Annotated in this window: 16 protein-coding genes; 8 read left to right on the top strand and 8 right to left on the bottom strand. The window is 60.2% G+C overall.

Translation table 11 applies throughout. The annotated features are described in order from the left end of the window. Window positions 1-22 precede the first annotated feature (22 nt). On the top strand, window positions 23-784 hold the full coding sequence (locus H2509_RS10835; protein ID WP_182165107.1) for a rhomboid family intramembrane serine protease: 762 nt from the start codon (window positions 23-25) through the stop codon (window positions 782-784). 184 nt (window positions 785-968) lie between these two features. Continuing rightward, entirely contained in the window at window positions 969-1,400 is a 432-nt protein-coding gene (locus H2509_RS10830) for a CBS domain-containing protein (protein WP_182165105.1), read from the top strand. A 44-nt stretch (window positions 1,401-1,444) separates the two neighbouring features. Here the strand turns inward: H2509_RS10830 and hisI are convergent, their stop codons facing one another. Both hisI and folE read right to left on the bottom strand, forming a co-directional pair. Continuing rightward, window positions 1,445-1,870 carry a phosphoribosyl-AMP cyclohydrolase gene (gene hisI, locus H2509_RS10825; protein WP_182165103.1) on the bottom strand — a complete coding sequence of 142 codons (426 nt, stop codon included), beginning with the start codon at window positions 1,868-1,870 and terminating at the stop codon, window positions 1,445-1,447. Between the two features lie 98 nt (window positions 1,871-1,968). Then, window positions 1,969-2,604, bottom strand: coding sequence for a GTP cyclohydrolase I FolE (gene folE / locus H2509_RS10820; RefSeq protein ID WP_182165101.1), 636 nt, complete (start codon window positions 2,602-2,604; stop codon window positions 1,969-1,971). 313 nt (window positions 2,605-2,917) lie between these two features. Here folE and H2509_RS10815 point away from each other — a divergent pair, with 313 nt between their 5' ends. After that, entirely contained in the window at window positions 2,918-3,370 is a 453-nt protein-coding gene (locus H2509_RS10815) for an iron-sulfur cluster assembly scaffold protein (RefSeq protein WP_182165099.1), read from the top strand. A gap of 37 nt (window positions 3,371-3,407) precedes the next feature. Here H2509_RS10815 and H2509_RS10810 read toward each other — a convergent pair whose 3' ends face one another. Next, complete coding sequence (locus H2509_RS10810) at window positions 3,408-5,024, bottom strand: BCCT family transporter (RefSeq protein ID WP_182165097.1); 1,617 nt, start codon at window positions 5,022-5,024, stop codon at window positions 3,408-3,410. A gap of 44 nt (window positions 5,025-5,068) precedes the next feature. Continuing rightward, window positions 5,069-5,482, bottom strand: a complete 414-nt coding sequence (locus H2509_RS10805) for a universal stress protein (protein ID WP_182165095.1) — start codon at window positions 5,480-5,482, stop codon at window positions 5,069-5,071. A 253-nt stretch (window positions 5,483-5,735) separates the two neighbouring features. On the opposite strand from H2509_RS10805, the gene yidD reads away from it, so the two are divergent. Beyond that, on the top strand, window positions 5,736-6,071 hold the full coding sequence (yidD, locus tag H2509_RS10800; RefSeq protein WP_182165093.1) for a membrane protein insertion efficiency factor YidD: 336 nt from the start codon (window positions 5,736-5,738) through the stop codon (window positions 6,069-6,071). A 13-nt stretch (window positions 6,072-6,084) separates the two neighbouring features. On the opposite strand, the gene H2509_RS10795 is transcribed toward yidD, so the two are convergent. The 3 genes from H2509_RS10795 to H2509_RS10785 form a co-directional block, all read right to left on the bottom strand. Then, window positions 6,085-7,299: a lytic murein transglycosylase gene (locus H2509_RS10795; RefSeq protein WP_182165718.1), complete on the bottom strand. Its 1,215-nt coding sequence runs from the start codon at window positions 7,297-7,299 to the stop codon at window positions 6,085-6,087. 227 nt (window positions 7,300-7,526) lie between these two features. Beyond that, entirely contained in the window at window positions 7,527-8,234 is a 708-nt protein-coding gene (locus tag H2509_RS10790; protein ID WP_182165091.1) for a pseudouridine synthase, read from the bottom strand. Continuing rightward, window positions 8,231-9,295, bottom strand: coding sequence for a class I SAM-dependent methyltransferase (locus H2509_RS10785; RefSeq protein ID WP_182165089.1), 1,065 nt, complete (start codon window positions 9,293-9,295; stop codon window positions 8,231-8,233). The genes H2509_RS10790 and H2509_RS10785 overlap by 4 nt, the downstream gene beginning before the upstream one ends. Before the next feature lie 108 nt (window positions 9,296-9,403). Between H2509_RS10785 and H2509_RS10780 the strand changes: the two genes are divergently transcribed. Together H2509_RS10780 and H2509_RS10775 are read left to right on the top strand one after the other, a co-directional pair. Beyond that, a complete protein-coding gene (locus H2509_RS10780; protein WP_182165087.1) occupies window positions 9,404-10,168 on the top strand; it encodes an SDR family oxidoreductase in 765 nt (254 codons plus the stop codon). A gap of 132 nt (window positions 10,169-10,300) precedes the next feature. Next, a complete protein-coding gene (locus H2509_RS10775; protein ID WP_182165085.1) occupies window positions 10,301-10,969 on the top strand; it encodes a DsbA family oxidoreductase in 669 nt (222 codons plus the stop codon). Between the two features lie 92 nt (window positions 10,970-11,061). On the opposite strand, the gene H2509_RS10770 is transcribed toward H2509_RS10775, so the two are convergent. Next, on the bottom strand, window positions 11,062-11,205 hold the full coding sequence (locus H2509_RS10770) for a hypothetical protein (RefSeq protein ID WP_182165083.1): 144 nt from the start codon (window positions 11,203-11,205) through the stop codon (window positions 11,062-11,064). Window positions 11,206-11,304: 99 nt separating this feature from the next. On the opposite strand from H2509_RS10770, the gene H2509_RS10765 reads away from it, so the two are divergent. Together H2509_RS10765 and groES are read left to right on the top strand one after the other, a co-directional pair. Continuing rightward, window positions 11,305-12,207, top strand: coding sequence for a LysR substrate-binding domain-containing protein (locus H2509_RS10765; RefSeq protein WP_182165081.1), 903 nt, complete (start codon window positions 11,305-11,307; stop codon window positions 12,205-12,207). A 216-nt stretch (window positions 12,208-12,423) separates the two neighbouring features. Next, window positions 12,424-12,738, top strand: a complete 315-nt coding sequence (gene groES / locus H2509_RS10760; protein ID WP_182165079.1) for a co-chaperone GroES — start codon at window positions 12,424-12,426, stop codon at window positions 12,736-12,738. Window positions 12,739-12,784 lie beyond the last annotated feature (46 nt).

Below are 12,784 nucleotides of genomic sequence, written 5' to 3'. Positions count from 1 at the left end.
TCGGGATATTGTCGGGACATTCATGAGCGATATTGAGCCCAACGGATATTTTCCGCCGGATTCGGAGCCGGCCTTCAATATTCCCGGAGTGGTCGCCGCCCTTTGTGCGATCCTGATCGCGATCCATCTCATCCGGGTCTATGGCCTCAGCCTGGAATACGAGACCTACGTCATCTTCCTCTTTTCTTTCCTGCCCGTCCGTTATTCGCCCGAGCAGCTTGGCGGGCTTATCCTGCCGGGTGGGCAGGCAGCCGATATCTGGACGTTCCTGAGCTACGCCTTCCTGCATGGCGGCGGCATGCATCTGTTTTTCAACCTGCTTTGGATGACGGTCTTCGGCAGTGCCGTGGCCCGGCGCTTCGGGGCGAAACGATTTCTGCTTTTTTCCGCGCTTTGCGCGATTGGCGGCGCGCTCGCCCATCTCGTCACACATATCGGCGATACAACGCCCATGGTTGGCGCTTCGGCGGCGATTTCCGGACAGATGGCTGCCGCCTCCCGCTTCGTCTTCGAGATCGGCGGGCCGCTCAGCGTCATGCGCCAGACCGACGATGCGGCCTATCGCGTGCCGGCGGTAAGCCTCGTCCAGTCGCTCGCGAACCGGCAGGTTCTGGCGTTCCTGGGTGTCTGGTTCGGGCTCAACCTCCTTTTCGGTATCTGGTCGGAACCGATCGCCGGAGCGGGCAGCACGATCGCCTGGCAGGCCCATGTCGGAGGCTTTGTGTTCGGACTGCTGCTCTTTCCCCTGTTTGACCCGATCGCGCGGCGAGCCGTGCCGCGTTGACAGGCATCCTGCCTGCAGTTGCTATCGATATGCTTGCGACCTTGAGGAAATTCGGCACAATGCGAGTTGAAGAGGCAGGCTGACGCAGGTGCTTCCGTCGGACCGACAGCCTCAGGAGCGCTTTCCGGTCAGATGGTTGCGTCGGGCCGGAGAGAAGCCGCTCCACAAGGGGAAGGAGCTCTCCATGACGGTTGCTTCGATACTCAACGTCAAAGGTCATGACGTCTTTACCGAGACCGGCGACAAGACACTTCGCCAGATCTGCACGATCCTTGGCGAGAGGGGAATTGGCGCCATCGTCATCGTGGACAAGCGTGGCGGAATCGAGGGGATCGTCTCGGAACGCGACGTGGTGCGCTCGATCGCGAAACATGGCGATGACGTACTCGATCAGCCGGTAACCGAGCACATGACGAAAAAGGTCGTGACCTGTTCCGAAAGCGATACGGTGAACGACGTGATGGCCAAGATGACGTCAGGCCGCTTCCGCCACCTGCCGGTCGTGAAGGACGGTCTGCTTACGGGCCTTATTTCGATCGGCGACGTCGTCAAGCACCGCATCGCGCAAATAGAGCGCGAAGCGGAAGACATGCGCAATTATATCGCCATGAGCTGATATTTCTTCGGAGCGCCGGGAAGCGGCGGTGCTTCCCGGCTTCCTCACAGCCTCTCGCCACCTGTGTGGATGAGGCGAACCGAGCCGTCCGGCCCTTTTTCCACGCTGCGGTAGAAGCATGAGCGGTAGCCGGCATGGCAGGTACCGCCGTTCCCGCCAACCTTCACGCGAAGCAGGATCGCATCCTGGTCGCAATCCGTTCTGATCTCGATTACCTGCTGGGTCTGCCCCGACGTCGCGCCCTTGCGCCAGAATTCCCCGCGCGACCGGCTCCAATACCACGCTTCACCGGTCTCGATCGTCCGGTGAAGGGATTCCGCATTCATGTAGCCGACCATCAGAACGGTGCCGTCATCGGCATCCGTCGTGATGCAGACGATCAGTCCATCGTCGTCGAATTTTGGTGCCAGCACGGCGCCATTCTCGATCTCGGCCTTGGTACCGGGTGCGGGAAAGAGGGGCTCGCCCATGGATTGCCTGCTCGAACTCAAAAGAAAGGCAGCGGAAACGGATATTCTCCGCATCCGCCTGCCGGGGAACTTATTCGCGGAACCTTGCCTTCACGGGCTCAGCGGCCCCCGCGTACCAGCGTCATGAAGCGAACCTGCTCTGCCGGATCGTCGCGGAACACGCCGGTGAACTGGGTCGTCACCGTGGACACGCCTTCCTTGCGGATGCCGCGCATGCTCATGCATTTGTGCTCCGCCTCCAGCATTACCGCAATGCCGCGCGGGGACAGATGCTCATCGATCGCCGAGACGATCTGCGCGGTCAGGTTCTCCTGCGTCTGGAGGCGCTTGGCGAAGATGTCGACGACACGGGCGATCTTCGACAGGCCGACCACGCCGCCCGACGGATAGTAGGCGATATGGGCATGACCGTCGAAGGGCAGCACGTGGTGTTCGCAATGCGAATGGAACGGAATATCGCGCACGAGGATGATGTCGTCATAGCCGCCGACTTCCTCGAAGGTGCGCTTGAGATGCTCGGCCGGATCCTCGAAGTAGCCGCCGAAGATCTCCTTGTATGCCTTCACGAAGCGCTTTGGCGTATCGACAAGGCCCTCGCGATCAGGGTCGTCGCCGACCCAGGCAAGGAGCGTGCGGACGGCAGCCTCGGCATCTTCGCGGCTCGGACGCGCCACCGGCTTGGAAGAGACTTCCGCCTCCACCTGACTGCCGATTGGCTTAAGGATTGCGTCCATAAGGGTCTCCTCGTTCAAACCAGTCCTCACACTTACGCTTCGGCCCGCGACTTGGACCAATTTCACGCATGTTGGCAAGGCCAAATGCCCGTCCGCAATGGCGAACACACGTCAATGGCCGGAACGGATCCGCCGCTGCTTGGGTCGAATGCGCTCCGGGCAATCCCTTTGTCCGGGCGGAAGCTGCCGCTATCCGCTCCTTGCCAATCGTTTCAAGACCGACAACAGGATCTTGAGTTTCGATAGCATGCTGCGATCTATATAAGAGAGAGAGAATAACTGTGAAGTCACCAGCCTTCACGAAAGGGCGAGCATGCTCGACGATATCTATAATGCAAAAATCCTTGAATTTGCGGGAAATATCCCGCGGCTTGGGCGCCTGGAGCATCCCGATGCCAGCGCGCGGGCCCATTCCAAGTTGTGCGGCTCCACTGTCACTGTCGACCTCAAGGCGAAGGACGGCATTGTTACGGATTTCGCCCATGACGTGAAGGCGTGCGCGCTGGGCCAGGCGTCGTCTTCCATCATGGCGCGCCACGTCGTGGGAGCGAGCTTCGAGGAACTTCGGGATCTGCGTGAGACGATGCGCCGCATGCTGAAGGAAAACGGCCCTGCGCCCGAGGGGCGTTTCGACGAATGCCGCTTCCTCGAACCGGTGCGGGACTACAAGGCGCGCCATGCTTCTACGCTGCTGACCTTCGATGCGGTTGTCGATGCGATCGATCAGATCGAGACCCGTGCCAAGGTAGTCGCAGCCGCACAATGATGCGGCTGCGCGTTTTCGTTTTCTGGGTGCGTCTGTCTTACGTGCGCGGTTCGCTCATCAACGCCTTCACCGTGGCGTAGCAGGCCAGAAGCAGCACGATGGTGAAGGGGAAGCCGGTGGAAACCGCCATTGCCTGGAGCGCGCCCAGCCCGCCGCCAAGCAACAGCGCGATTGCCACGAGCCCCTCGAAGATCGCCCAGAACACACGCTGCGGAACTGGCGCGTCCACCTTGCCGCCGGCCGTGATGGTGTCGATCACCAGCGAGCCGGAGTCCGATGAGGTCACGAAGAAGACGATAACCAGTATGATGCCGACGAACGAGGCGATCTGCGTCAGCGGCAATTGCTCCAGCATGATGAAGAGCTTGAGCTCCAGGGAGGCGTCGGCGACCGCCTGATAGCCGTCATTGACGATCTGGCTGATTGCTGTTCCGCCAAAGGCGGTCATCCAGAAGACGGAGACAAGCGAGGGGATCAGAAGAACGCAGGTGATGAACTCGCGGACGGTGCGACCGCGCGAAACGCGCGCGATGAACATGCCGACAAATGGCGACCAGGAAATCCACCAGGCCCAGTAGAAGGACGTCCAGCCCTGGCGGAAGTTGTCGTCGCTGCGGCCGAAGGGGTTTGAAAGCGACGGCAGATATTCGCCATAGGCGATCAGGTTGGTAACGAAGCCGCGCAGGATCTCCATCGTCGGACCGGCAAGGGTGACGAAGAGCAAAAGAAGTGCGGCAAGCACCATGTTGATTTCGGAGAGCCGCTTAACGCCCGCATCAAGACCCGCCACGACGGAAATCAGCGCGACCGCCGTGATGCCGGTAATCAGGAACACCTTCGAGACGTCGCTCACTGGCCAGCCGAAGAGGAACTGCAATCCGGCGTTTGCCTGCTCGGCGCCGAAACCGAGGGATGTCGCCAGGCCGAAAAGCGTGGCGAAAACGGCAAGCGTGTCGATGACATGCCCGATCCAGCCCCAGACCCGGTCGCCGAAAATCGGGTAGAAAACGGATCGTATCGTTAACGGCAGGCCCTTGTTGTAACTGAAAATCGCCAGGGAAAGGGCGACGACGGCATAGATTGCCCAGGGATGCAGACCCCAGTGAAAGATCGTGGCCGCCATGCCGAGGTTTCGGGCTGCGTCGCTATCGCCGGCAGCTCCCGCGAGCGGCGCCCAGCTATCGGCAGTGCCCGCATCGGCGGCCAGAGACGACGAATAGTGCGATATCGGCTCGGAGACGCCGTAGAACATCAGGCCTATGCCCATTCCCGCAGCGAACAGCATCGCAAACCATCCGCTGTAGGAATAGTCCGGCACGGCCTCGGTTCCGCCGATCCGCACCTTGCCAAGCGGTGAAACGATCAAGGCAAAGCAGACCAGCACGAAAATATTGGCCGCGCTCAGGAAGAACCAGTCGAACGTGGAGGTCAGCCAGACTCTCAGGTCGTTGAAAAGCGGGCCCACGCTGTTTTGAAACGCGAGGGTAAAGAAGACGAATGCGACAATGGTAAGGCCCGAGATCAGGAATACGGGGTTATGAATATCGAGCCCGAAGGGGCCGATCCGTGTTTGGATATTATCTTGTCCGATCTGGTAATCGGTTTCGATAATGTTTGCGGCCCCGTCCGGGCTCATGTCGATTTCGTCGGTCATCGTTTTTATACTCTCGATCTGAATAGAGGGCGGTGCCGCCTGCGTCAGCGCACGACCAGCACGGAAAACGGGGCGTGTGCAGCGAGGTAGCCGGCGTTCGACGCGAAGATATGTTCGGGCAGGCCCGGCACATGCGACGCCATCACGGCAAGATCGGCTTCCGCTTCGGCGGCAGCTTCGATCAGCGTCTTGTCGAGGTCGATGCTGGGATCGTGGCTGACCTTGACGAGGGAACTGGCTTTGATGCCGCGCTTGGTACCCTCCGCTTTCGCGAACTTTTCGAGCTTTGCGCCGAATTCGGCCGGACTGTGGGCAATCGTGCCGGGAAGGGCAGTGGTTACACCGACAAAGCAGACGGGGACGTTGTAGTGTTTTGCAAGGTCCGCCGCCGTGGCGATTGCCTTTTCCAGCTTTTCGGCATGGGCGAGATCCACTGGAACCATTATGGTCTTGTACATTCAATAACCTCCGAGACGGATTTCGGCAGTTCGGTTGGCCCCTGGGCCAAAGGCGCTGTCGGTGCGTTCGGGCTCATGGCAGGCTTGGAGTGAAAAAGATGAGCGCCATGATGAGCCATGGTTTAACGAATGGAATATCCGTCATGGCTGGAAACGGTCGCCAAATATTGAGAATGCGACATCAGAAGTGCTTGCTTCGAATACTGCGACGCAACAATCCTGGGACTACGGTGCGCGAGATCGCTTCCGAATCATGATTTATCACATACTCAACAATATCCGCAAATTTCCGTCTCTCTCAGCGAGAGTTGCGATCAAGATCTACCAGCACAGCTTTTCCCTGTTTCTCGGGCGAAGCTGCCGGTATGCGCCAACCTGTTCGCACTACACGGAGGAGGCGATCCGCCGTTACGGCCTGTGGCGCGGCGGCTGGATGGGGCTTGCGAGGATCCTGCGCTGCAGGCCGGGTGGCGCAAGCGGATTCGATCCCGTGCCCGACAGGCTTCCCCCGGATGCGAAGTGGTATCTGCCCTGGCGCTACGGCCAATGGACCGGTGCCCATATCGATCCGGCGACGCGTATCGACTGAAGAAAGCGGTCGCTTATTTTCCCCCAAGGGCGCGGTAGATTTTCCTGCCTGGGCGTCCCGTCTGAGGCAAGCCGTAACGGGCTTCCGCCTCGCGGATTGCTGCCCGCGTGATTGGTCCGATGCGCCCGTCGGCCTCGCCGATATCATAACCCGCCCGGATCAGGCGTTTCTGCAGTTCCAGCCGTTCTGCCCTCGACAGGCCGGGATCGCTTGTCGGCCAGGCAGTCTTCAGTCCGCCGCCGCCTTTCAGGCGGTCGGAAAGGTGGGAAATAGCCAGAGCGTAGGACTCGGCCACATTGTAGGAATAGATCGCGTTGAAATTGCCGAATACCAGGAATGCCGGGCCATTGCGGCCCGCCGGAAGCAGCAGCGCCGCCTTTCCGGAGCCTGAAAGTTTCTTGCCGTCGGCCCGTGCGATGCCGCGTTTTTGCCATTGGCCGAGCGATGCGGTGCGTTTGCGTCCCGAAGGCCCCTTGTAGCCTTTGGGAATGCGCACTTCGTAGCCCCAAGGCGCACCAGGTTGCCAGCCGGCCTTGCGCAGATAATTCGCGGTGGAGGCGAGAGCGTCGGGGACGGATTCGACAAGATCGCGCCGGCCATCCCCGTCGAAATCGACCGCGAGCCTTCGATACGTTGTCGGCATGAACTGCGTCTGTCCGAAAGCCCCGGCCCAGGAGCCCGCGAGTTCATCCAGGCGGACGTCGCCCCTGGAGGCGATCAGGAGGGCTGCGATCAGCTCGCCGCGAAAATAGGAAGCCCGCCTGCCGCCCGCACAGGCGAGATTGGCGAGCGCATGCGGGACGAAGAAGTCGCCCTTGTCCTGACCGTAGTCGCTTTCCACGCCCCAGACCGCAACGACGACATGACGGTCGACCCCGTAGGCCTTCTCCACGGCACGAAGGGTACGGTCGTGTCGCCTCAGCATGTCCTTGCCGTCGGCCACACGTTCCTCGTCGACCAGAAAGGCGAGGTAATCCCAGATCGGGGTTTTGTATTCCGGCTGGCTCGTCGCGAAGCGGACGACCTTTTCATCGAAGGAGACTGAAGACAGCGCCTTGTGAGCGATGCCCGGATCGACGCCGGTCTTGATCGCTTCGGCTTCGATAGATTTTACGCAGGACGCGAGCGAAGCAGCGTTCGCTTCCGCCGGCGGCCAGATGGCTTGGCTGAGCAATCCGGTTGCCAGAAGCATTGTCGCAAGAGTTCGTAGCGACGCTAGCTCGACCATCTCCCGAATCCCCCTGCAAGCACGTGTTGTCCCACGAGATATTCCGTAAAGATAATTTAGTAGTCTTTTCGTTTGAGGCAGAAATGTGAATTTTCGTTGATATTGGCGTAGTTTTTGTAATATTTTAATTTGTAGCGTCCCATATTGAAAAATTTGTAAGGTGTTTTCCATCTGTTTGAGTGTAATATATAAATTCAATTATAAATTAAACGTCGAAATAAAATTTATTATTTCTTGCTCTGCAGGATCTTATCTATGTCAACCTGAGTACAAAGGCGCCATTGGCCTTCATCAAGACCTTCGAGCGCAAGCTCGCCGGTCTGAGAACGATGAAGTGCGATGACGTGGTTGCCAACGGCCGCAAACATTCGCCGAACCTGATGATAGCGGCCTTCATGCAGGATGAGCTTTCCGAAAGTTTCGCTCTCCGCCTGCCATTCGGCCGGAGCCAGCGGGGTCGTCTCCGAGTTCAGGACCAGGGTGCCCGAGGCGAAGATTTCCGCTTCGTTTCCCGACAGCGGGCGCTCGAGCGTCACCTCGTAGATCTTTGGCACATGGTTCTTCGGCGAGATGATCCTGTGCAGCAAAGCGCCGTCGTCGGTCAGGAGCAGCAGGCCGGACGTGTCACGGTCCAGCCGGCCCACGGTCGACAGCACGGGCTTGCGATAGCGGAACCGGTCGGGGAGAAGATCGTAGACAAGGCGGCCCTGATCCTTGGTCGAGCAGACGTAGCCGACCGGCTTGTTGAGCAGGATCAGCGAACCGTGCGGCGGGTCGAGCGGTTCGTCGTCGACGCGGATCTCTTCATGGGCGATCAGTTCGCTTTCCTTGAGCGGGCGCCCTTCCGCATCGGTGACCCAGCCGTTGCGGATCATCCGTTGCACGTCCTTCCGGCTGCCGTAGCCGAGATTGGCGAGGAGTTTGATCAGTTTCATCGCCTTGCCTTCGGTCTGGCAGCGCGGATCACCTTGTAACCTTCGCTTTCAGCAACTGTCGTCACCGAAGCAAAGTGTTCGCCGAGAGTAGCCTCGTAGGGAAGGTGCCGATTGGCGACTAGCCAGAATTCGCCGCCGGGCTTCAGCCCAAAGGCGGCGGCGCGAATGAAGGCCTGACCGATATCCGCCCTGTCGGCGCGCCCCTCGTGAAACGGTGGATTGCTGACGATAACGTCATAGTCACGCCGCACGAGACCGGTTGTGACATCGCGCCAGTAAAATTGCAGATCGCGCGCGCTGCCGTCCGTCGGGAGCAAATAGGGTGCAAGGTTCTGCCGGCAGAGTTCGAGCGCCCGGTCCTCCGCCTCATAGAGATCGAGCGCGGTGATTTTCGGCGCGCGAGCGAGGAGGGCATCGGCGAGCGCGCCATAGCCCGCGCCAAGGTCTGCCGCGCGACCTTTCAGCGATGCGGGCAGATTGGCGGCCAGGGTTGCCGTTCCAGCGTCCAGCCGGTCCCACGCAAAAAGGCCCGGGCGGGACACGAAACGACCGTCGCCGATGGGGCGCGGCGCGTCGAGCAACCGCCATTCCGCGATGAGTTCGAAATCCAGTCTCGCACGATCGGCAGTGGCCCAGACCGCTCGCGCCTTGTGTTTGGAGCGGGAGGCGGCGGCGCCGGCGAGCCGCTCGATGTCGTGCTCCAGCGTGCGGGCGCCTTCGGTATTCGACTGGCATGCGACCACCATGCCCCCGGGCGCCGCGTGAGCGAAGGCCGTCGCCAGCAGGGTGCGTGCTTCCTCCCGCTGGCGAGGCGGCAACACGAGGACGAGCGGATATCGGGCATTCTCGTCTTGCAGCTGTCGTTTCACCTCGAAGCCGGCTTTTTCCAGCGAAACGGCATGGGGTGCGAAGCTTTGAACGATGTCGACGGTTCCTGCCGTGGCGTCCTTCAGCGCATCGCTCATGCGCGCACGCAGGAACAGCACCTTTTCGCCTTCCGGCCAGTCAAGGTCACCTGCCGAAAAGGGCAGGAACAGGGTTTCGAGTACGGGATCCTTCATAGCGCGGGGATATAGCCGAAGTCGGCGCGCCTGTCTTTTGCGATTGCCGGAAAACGGAAATAGCTTGGGCGCCGACGGAATCGATTGCGACACAGGCGGAGGAACAGAATGCAGGATCTGAGCGGCAAGGTCGCGTTGGTGACAGGCGCAAGCCGGGGGATCGGGGCCGCGACTGCAAGAGCTTTCGCGGACGCGGGCGCCGCGGTCGTGCTTGCAGCTAGAAGCGGGGCGGAGATCGAAGGCCTGGCAGAGGAAATTCGCCGGGCAGGCGGCCGGTCTGAAGTCAGGGTCTGCGACGTCTCGGACTACTCCCAGGTCGAAAAGGCGGTATACCGGGCAACGGAGGTTTTCGGCCGGCTCGATTTCATGATCAACAATGCCGGCGTCATCGATCCGATCGGCCCACTTATCGACTCCGATCCGGCCGAGTGGAGCCGGGCGACAGATATCAATTTCAAGGGTGTCTACAATGGCCTGCGCGCGGCTCTGCCGGTCATGAAAGCGCAGGGCGGCGGCGTCGTCGTCAATGTCAGTTCGGGTGCTGCGCAAAACCCTTACGAAGGCTGGAGCCATTATTGCAGCGCCAAGGCCGCGTCCCTGATGTTGACACGGTCCGCCCATCTGGAAATGCAGGGAACGGGGGTGCGTATCGTGGGGCTCAGCCCTGGTACGGTTGCCACCTATATGCAAAAGGCGATCCGCGCTTCCGGCATCAATCCCGTAAGCCAGCTCGATCCGTCGGTGCATATCGATCCTTCCTGGCCGGGTCGTGCCATCGCCTGGCTGTGTACTGATGATGCTTCGGATCTTGCCGGCGTGGATGTTTCCCTTCGCGATGAAGCGATCCGCAGGCGCGTCGGCCTGATCGCGTGAATTTCGCGGCTGGCCTATCTGTCTATCTACTGATAGATTGGTGGCAACGACGGGCGACGGAAACGGGGTGATCTGCCGGTGCGCGGCAGCTGCCGTTCCGCCCTGGAAAACCATTCAATCGGGAACTCAGAGATGTCCGAGAACGAGAATACAGCCGCCGGGACCATTCGTATCGACGTGGTGTCCGACGTCGTTTGCCCTTATTGCATCCTTGGCTACAAGCAGCTTGAAAAGGCGTCCGAGCAAAGCGGTGTGGCGATCGACCTGCACTGGCACCCCTTCGAGCTCAACCCGCAGATGCCGAAGGAGGGTGAGAACCTCCGCGAGCATCTGGCGAAGAAATACGGCACCACCCTGGAGCAGAGCATCGCATCACGTGCGCGCCTGACCGAGGCTGGGGCCCAGCTGGGCTTCTCCTTCCAGTATACCGACGACATGCGCATGTATAACACCTTCCAGGCGCACCAGTTGCTGCATTGGGCGGACCAGCAGGGCAAGCAGACCGCGTTGAAGCTTGCGCTGTTCGACGCCTTCTTCACCCGTCGGGAGGATGTCAGCGATGAAACTGTTCTCGTAGATGTTGCGGAGACGGTCGGACTTGATCGCGAGGAAGCCGAACGCGTGCTTCGCGAGAAGACCTATGCCGGTGCGGTGCGTGCGGACCAGCGGTTCTGGCTCGAACGCGGCATCCAGGGCGTGCCGGCTTACATTCTGAATCAGCGCTACCTTGTTTCGGGCGCGCAAGGTGTAGAGAACCTGTCTCGGGTCCTGACGCAGGTGGCAGCGGAGAAGGCGGCTTAGCCAGGTCGCTGAAAGCGGCAATTGCAGACTGACGGTTTCAGGCTCGGACGGGCGGATCCAGGTGGATCCGCCCGTCTTGCGTTTGAGTGATATTACAGGATGCCGAATAGGCGGCGCGCCCTCGGATAGCGCGTGGGCTGCGGGGGCGGGCGGTCCTTGGCTTTAATTGCCTCCGTGTGAGTGAACTGGTCCATGCCGCTTGAAACCATGAAGGTTTTGGCCAGAATATTGAACATCGCCAAAATCTCCTCTTTTGATCGATCTGGTAATATTCTGCCAAATCCTGCAGGCTTCGCGAGAAACGAATTGTTCGCAAATATAAGCTGAGGTTTTGTATGTCGTGGGCCGGGCTGCCATCTTTGTCGCTTTTGCGGGCCTTTGAAGCGGCTGCAAGGCATCGCTCCTTTACCGCGGCAGGTCGCGAGCTCAACGTGACATATGTTGCCGTCGCCCAGCAGGTGCGCCGCCTTGAGGCGCATCTCGGAGTCTCATTGATCTACCGCGACGGCCGGTCTCTGGCATTGACGAATGAAGGGCTGCGTCTCGCTGCCGCCTTGGGCGACGGCCTCGACATCATGAAGACGGCCGTCCGGGAATTGCTGGAGACGGAGGATCTGCGTCCGTTGCAGGTCACGCTGACGCCGAGTTTCGCCGTCAGCTGGCTGATGCCGCGCATCGGCCTGTTTCGCGCCAAATATCCTGATATCGAACTGATGCTGAATCCCTCGGCGGAAGTCGTCGATATGAGCCGTGACGGTTACGATCTGGCGATCCGTTTCGGCTCGGGCGATTGGCCAGGCGTGGACGTGGAACTGCTCCTGGGGTCGCGGCTTGTGATGGTGGCCGCACCGTCGCTGCTCAGAGGAAAGCCCGTTGAAACCCCGGAAGACCTGTTGCGACTGCCATGGCTTCAGGAACTCGGCACAGGCGAACTCGGCACGTGGCTGGCCGCCCGCGGCGTCCGTGCGGTAAACAAGAAGAACATTACCCACTTGCCGGGCTACATGCTGCTGCCGGCCGTGCGCGAAGGTCAGGGTGTTGGAGGTGTTGCCCGCGTATTTGTCGAGGATGAAATTCGTTCCGGTCGCCTTGTCGTTCTGTTCGAGGACGGCAACGAGGATACGCCGGTCGGCTATTATCTCGTTCGCCGCAAGGGGCCGATGCGGCCGCCGTTGAAGCGCTTCGTTTCCTGGCTCAGGAGCATGGCGCGGGAAGATGAAGCCCGCCGTGACCGATAATCATCATGGCAACTGTCCCTGCGCCGTGGTTGGCACTCTTGGGGTGAGAGTGCTAAAATCGCTCCGCGCGCTCTTGAAAGGCCGGTTTCCCGTTCCCAAATCGCCTTCACCCGATCCACTATTTTAGTCTGATCGAGGAGACCACGCCGGATCGCAGTGCCGGTTACGAGTTGCAGATAGTCAGGCCAACGTGTTGAAGACAAAGGAGGAAGTTCGATGAAGTTCCGTCCCTTGCATGATCGCGTCCTGATCAGGCGGATCGACGCGGAAGAAAAGACCGCTGGAGGGATCATCATCCCCGATACGGCAAAGGAAAAGCCGCTACAGGGAGAAGTGGTTGCGGTAGGCTCCGGAGGTCGTGATGAGCGTGGCGTTCTCGTCGCAATGGACGTGAAGGTCGGCGATCGGATCCTGTTTGGCAAATGGTCCGGCACGGAAGTCAGGATCGACGGCGAAGATCTTCTGGTCATGAAGGAAAGCGATATCCTGGGCGTGATCGAGCCTGCCGCCGCTCGCAAGGCCGCTGCCTGACCCATCGGAAAATCGTCAGTAGTCAATCTCGTTACGTTTTGGAGGA

The sequence above is a fragment of the Stappia albiluteola genome, from assembly GCF_014050225.1.
Taxonomy (GTDB): Bacteria; Pseudomonadota; Alphaproteobacteria; order Rhizobiales; family Stappiaceae; genus Hongsoonwoonella; species Hongsoonwoonella albiluteola.
This window is presented reverse-complemented; position numbering and strand designations above follow the sequence as displayed.

Coding starts and splice junctions, on each gene's coding strand:
- H2509_RS10835 (WP_182165107.1), top strand. CDS start 23: ATGAGCGATATTGAGCCCAACGGATATTTTCCGCCGGATTCGGAGCCG.
- H2509_RS10830 (WP_182165105.1), top strand. CDS start 969: ATGACGGTTGCTTCGATACTCAACGTCAAAGGTCATGACGTCTTTACC.
- hisI (WP_182165103.1), bottom strand. CDS start 1,870: ATGGGCGAGCCCCTCTTTCCCGCACCCGGTACCAAGGCCGAGATCGAG.
- folE (WP_182165101.1), bottom strand. CDS start 2,604: ATGGACGCAATCCTTAAGCCAATCGGCAGTCAGGTGGAGGCGGAAGTC.
- H2509_RS10815 (WP_182165099.1), top strand. CDS start 2,918: ATGCTCGACGATATCTATAATGCAAAAATCCTTGAATTTGCGGGAAAT.
- H2509_RS10810 (WP_182165097.1), bottom strand. CDS start 5,024: ATGACCGACGAAATCGACATGAGCCCGGACGGGGCCGCAAACATTATC.
- H2509_RS10805 (WP_182165095.1), bottom strand. CDS start 5,482: ATGTACAAGACCATAATGGTTCCAGTGGATCTCGCCCATGCCGAAAAG.
- yidD (WP_182165093.1), top strand. CDS start 5,736: ATGATTTATCACATACTCAACAATATCCGCAAATTTCCGTCTCTCTCA.
- H2509_RS10795 (WP_182165718.1), bottom strand. CDS start 7,299: ATGGTCGAGCTAGCGTCGCTACGAACTCTTGCGACAATGCTTCTGGCA.
- H2509_RS10790 (WP_182165091.1), bottom strand. CDS start 8,234: ATGAAACTGATCAAACTCCTCGCCAATCTCGGCTACGGCAGCCGGAAG.
- H2509_RS10785 (WP_182165089.1), bottom strand. CDS start 9,295: ATGAAGGATCCCGTACTCGAAACCCTGTTCCTGCCCTTTTCGGCAGGT.
- H2509_RS10780 (WP_182165087.1), top strand. CDS start 9,404: ATGCAGGATCTGAGCGGCAAGGTCGCGTTGGTGACAGGCGCAAGCCGG.
- H2509_RS10775 (WP_182165085.1), top strand. CDS start 10,301: ATGTCCGAGAACGAGAATACAGCCGCCGGGACCATTCGTATCGACGTG.
- H2509_RS10770 (WP_182165083.1), bottom strand. CDS start 11,205: ATGTTCAATATTCTGGCCAAAACCTTCATGGTTTCAAGCGGCATGGAC.
- H2509_RS10765 (WP_182165081.1), top strand. CDS start 11,305: ATGTCGTGGGCCGGGCTGCCATCTTTGTCGCTTTTGCGGGCCTTTGAA.
- groES (WP_182165079.1), top strand. CDS start 12,424: ATGAAGTTCCGTCCCTTGCATGATCGCGTCCTGATCAGGCGGATCGAC.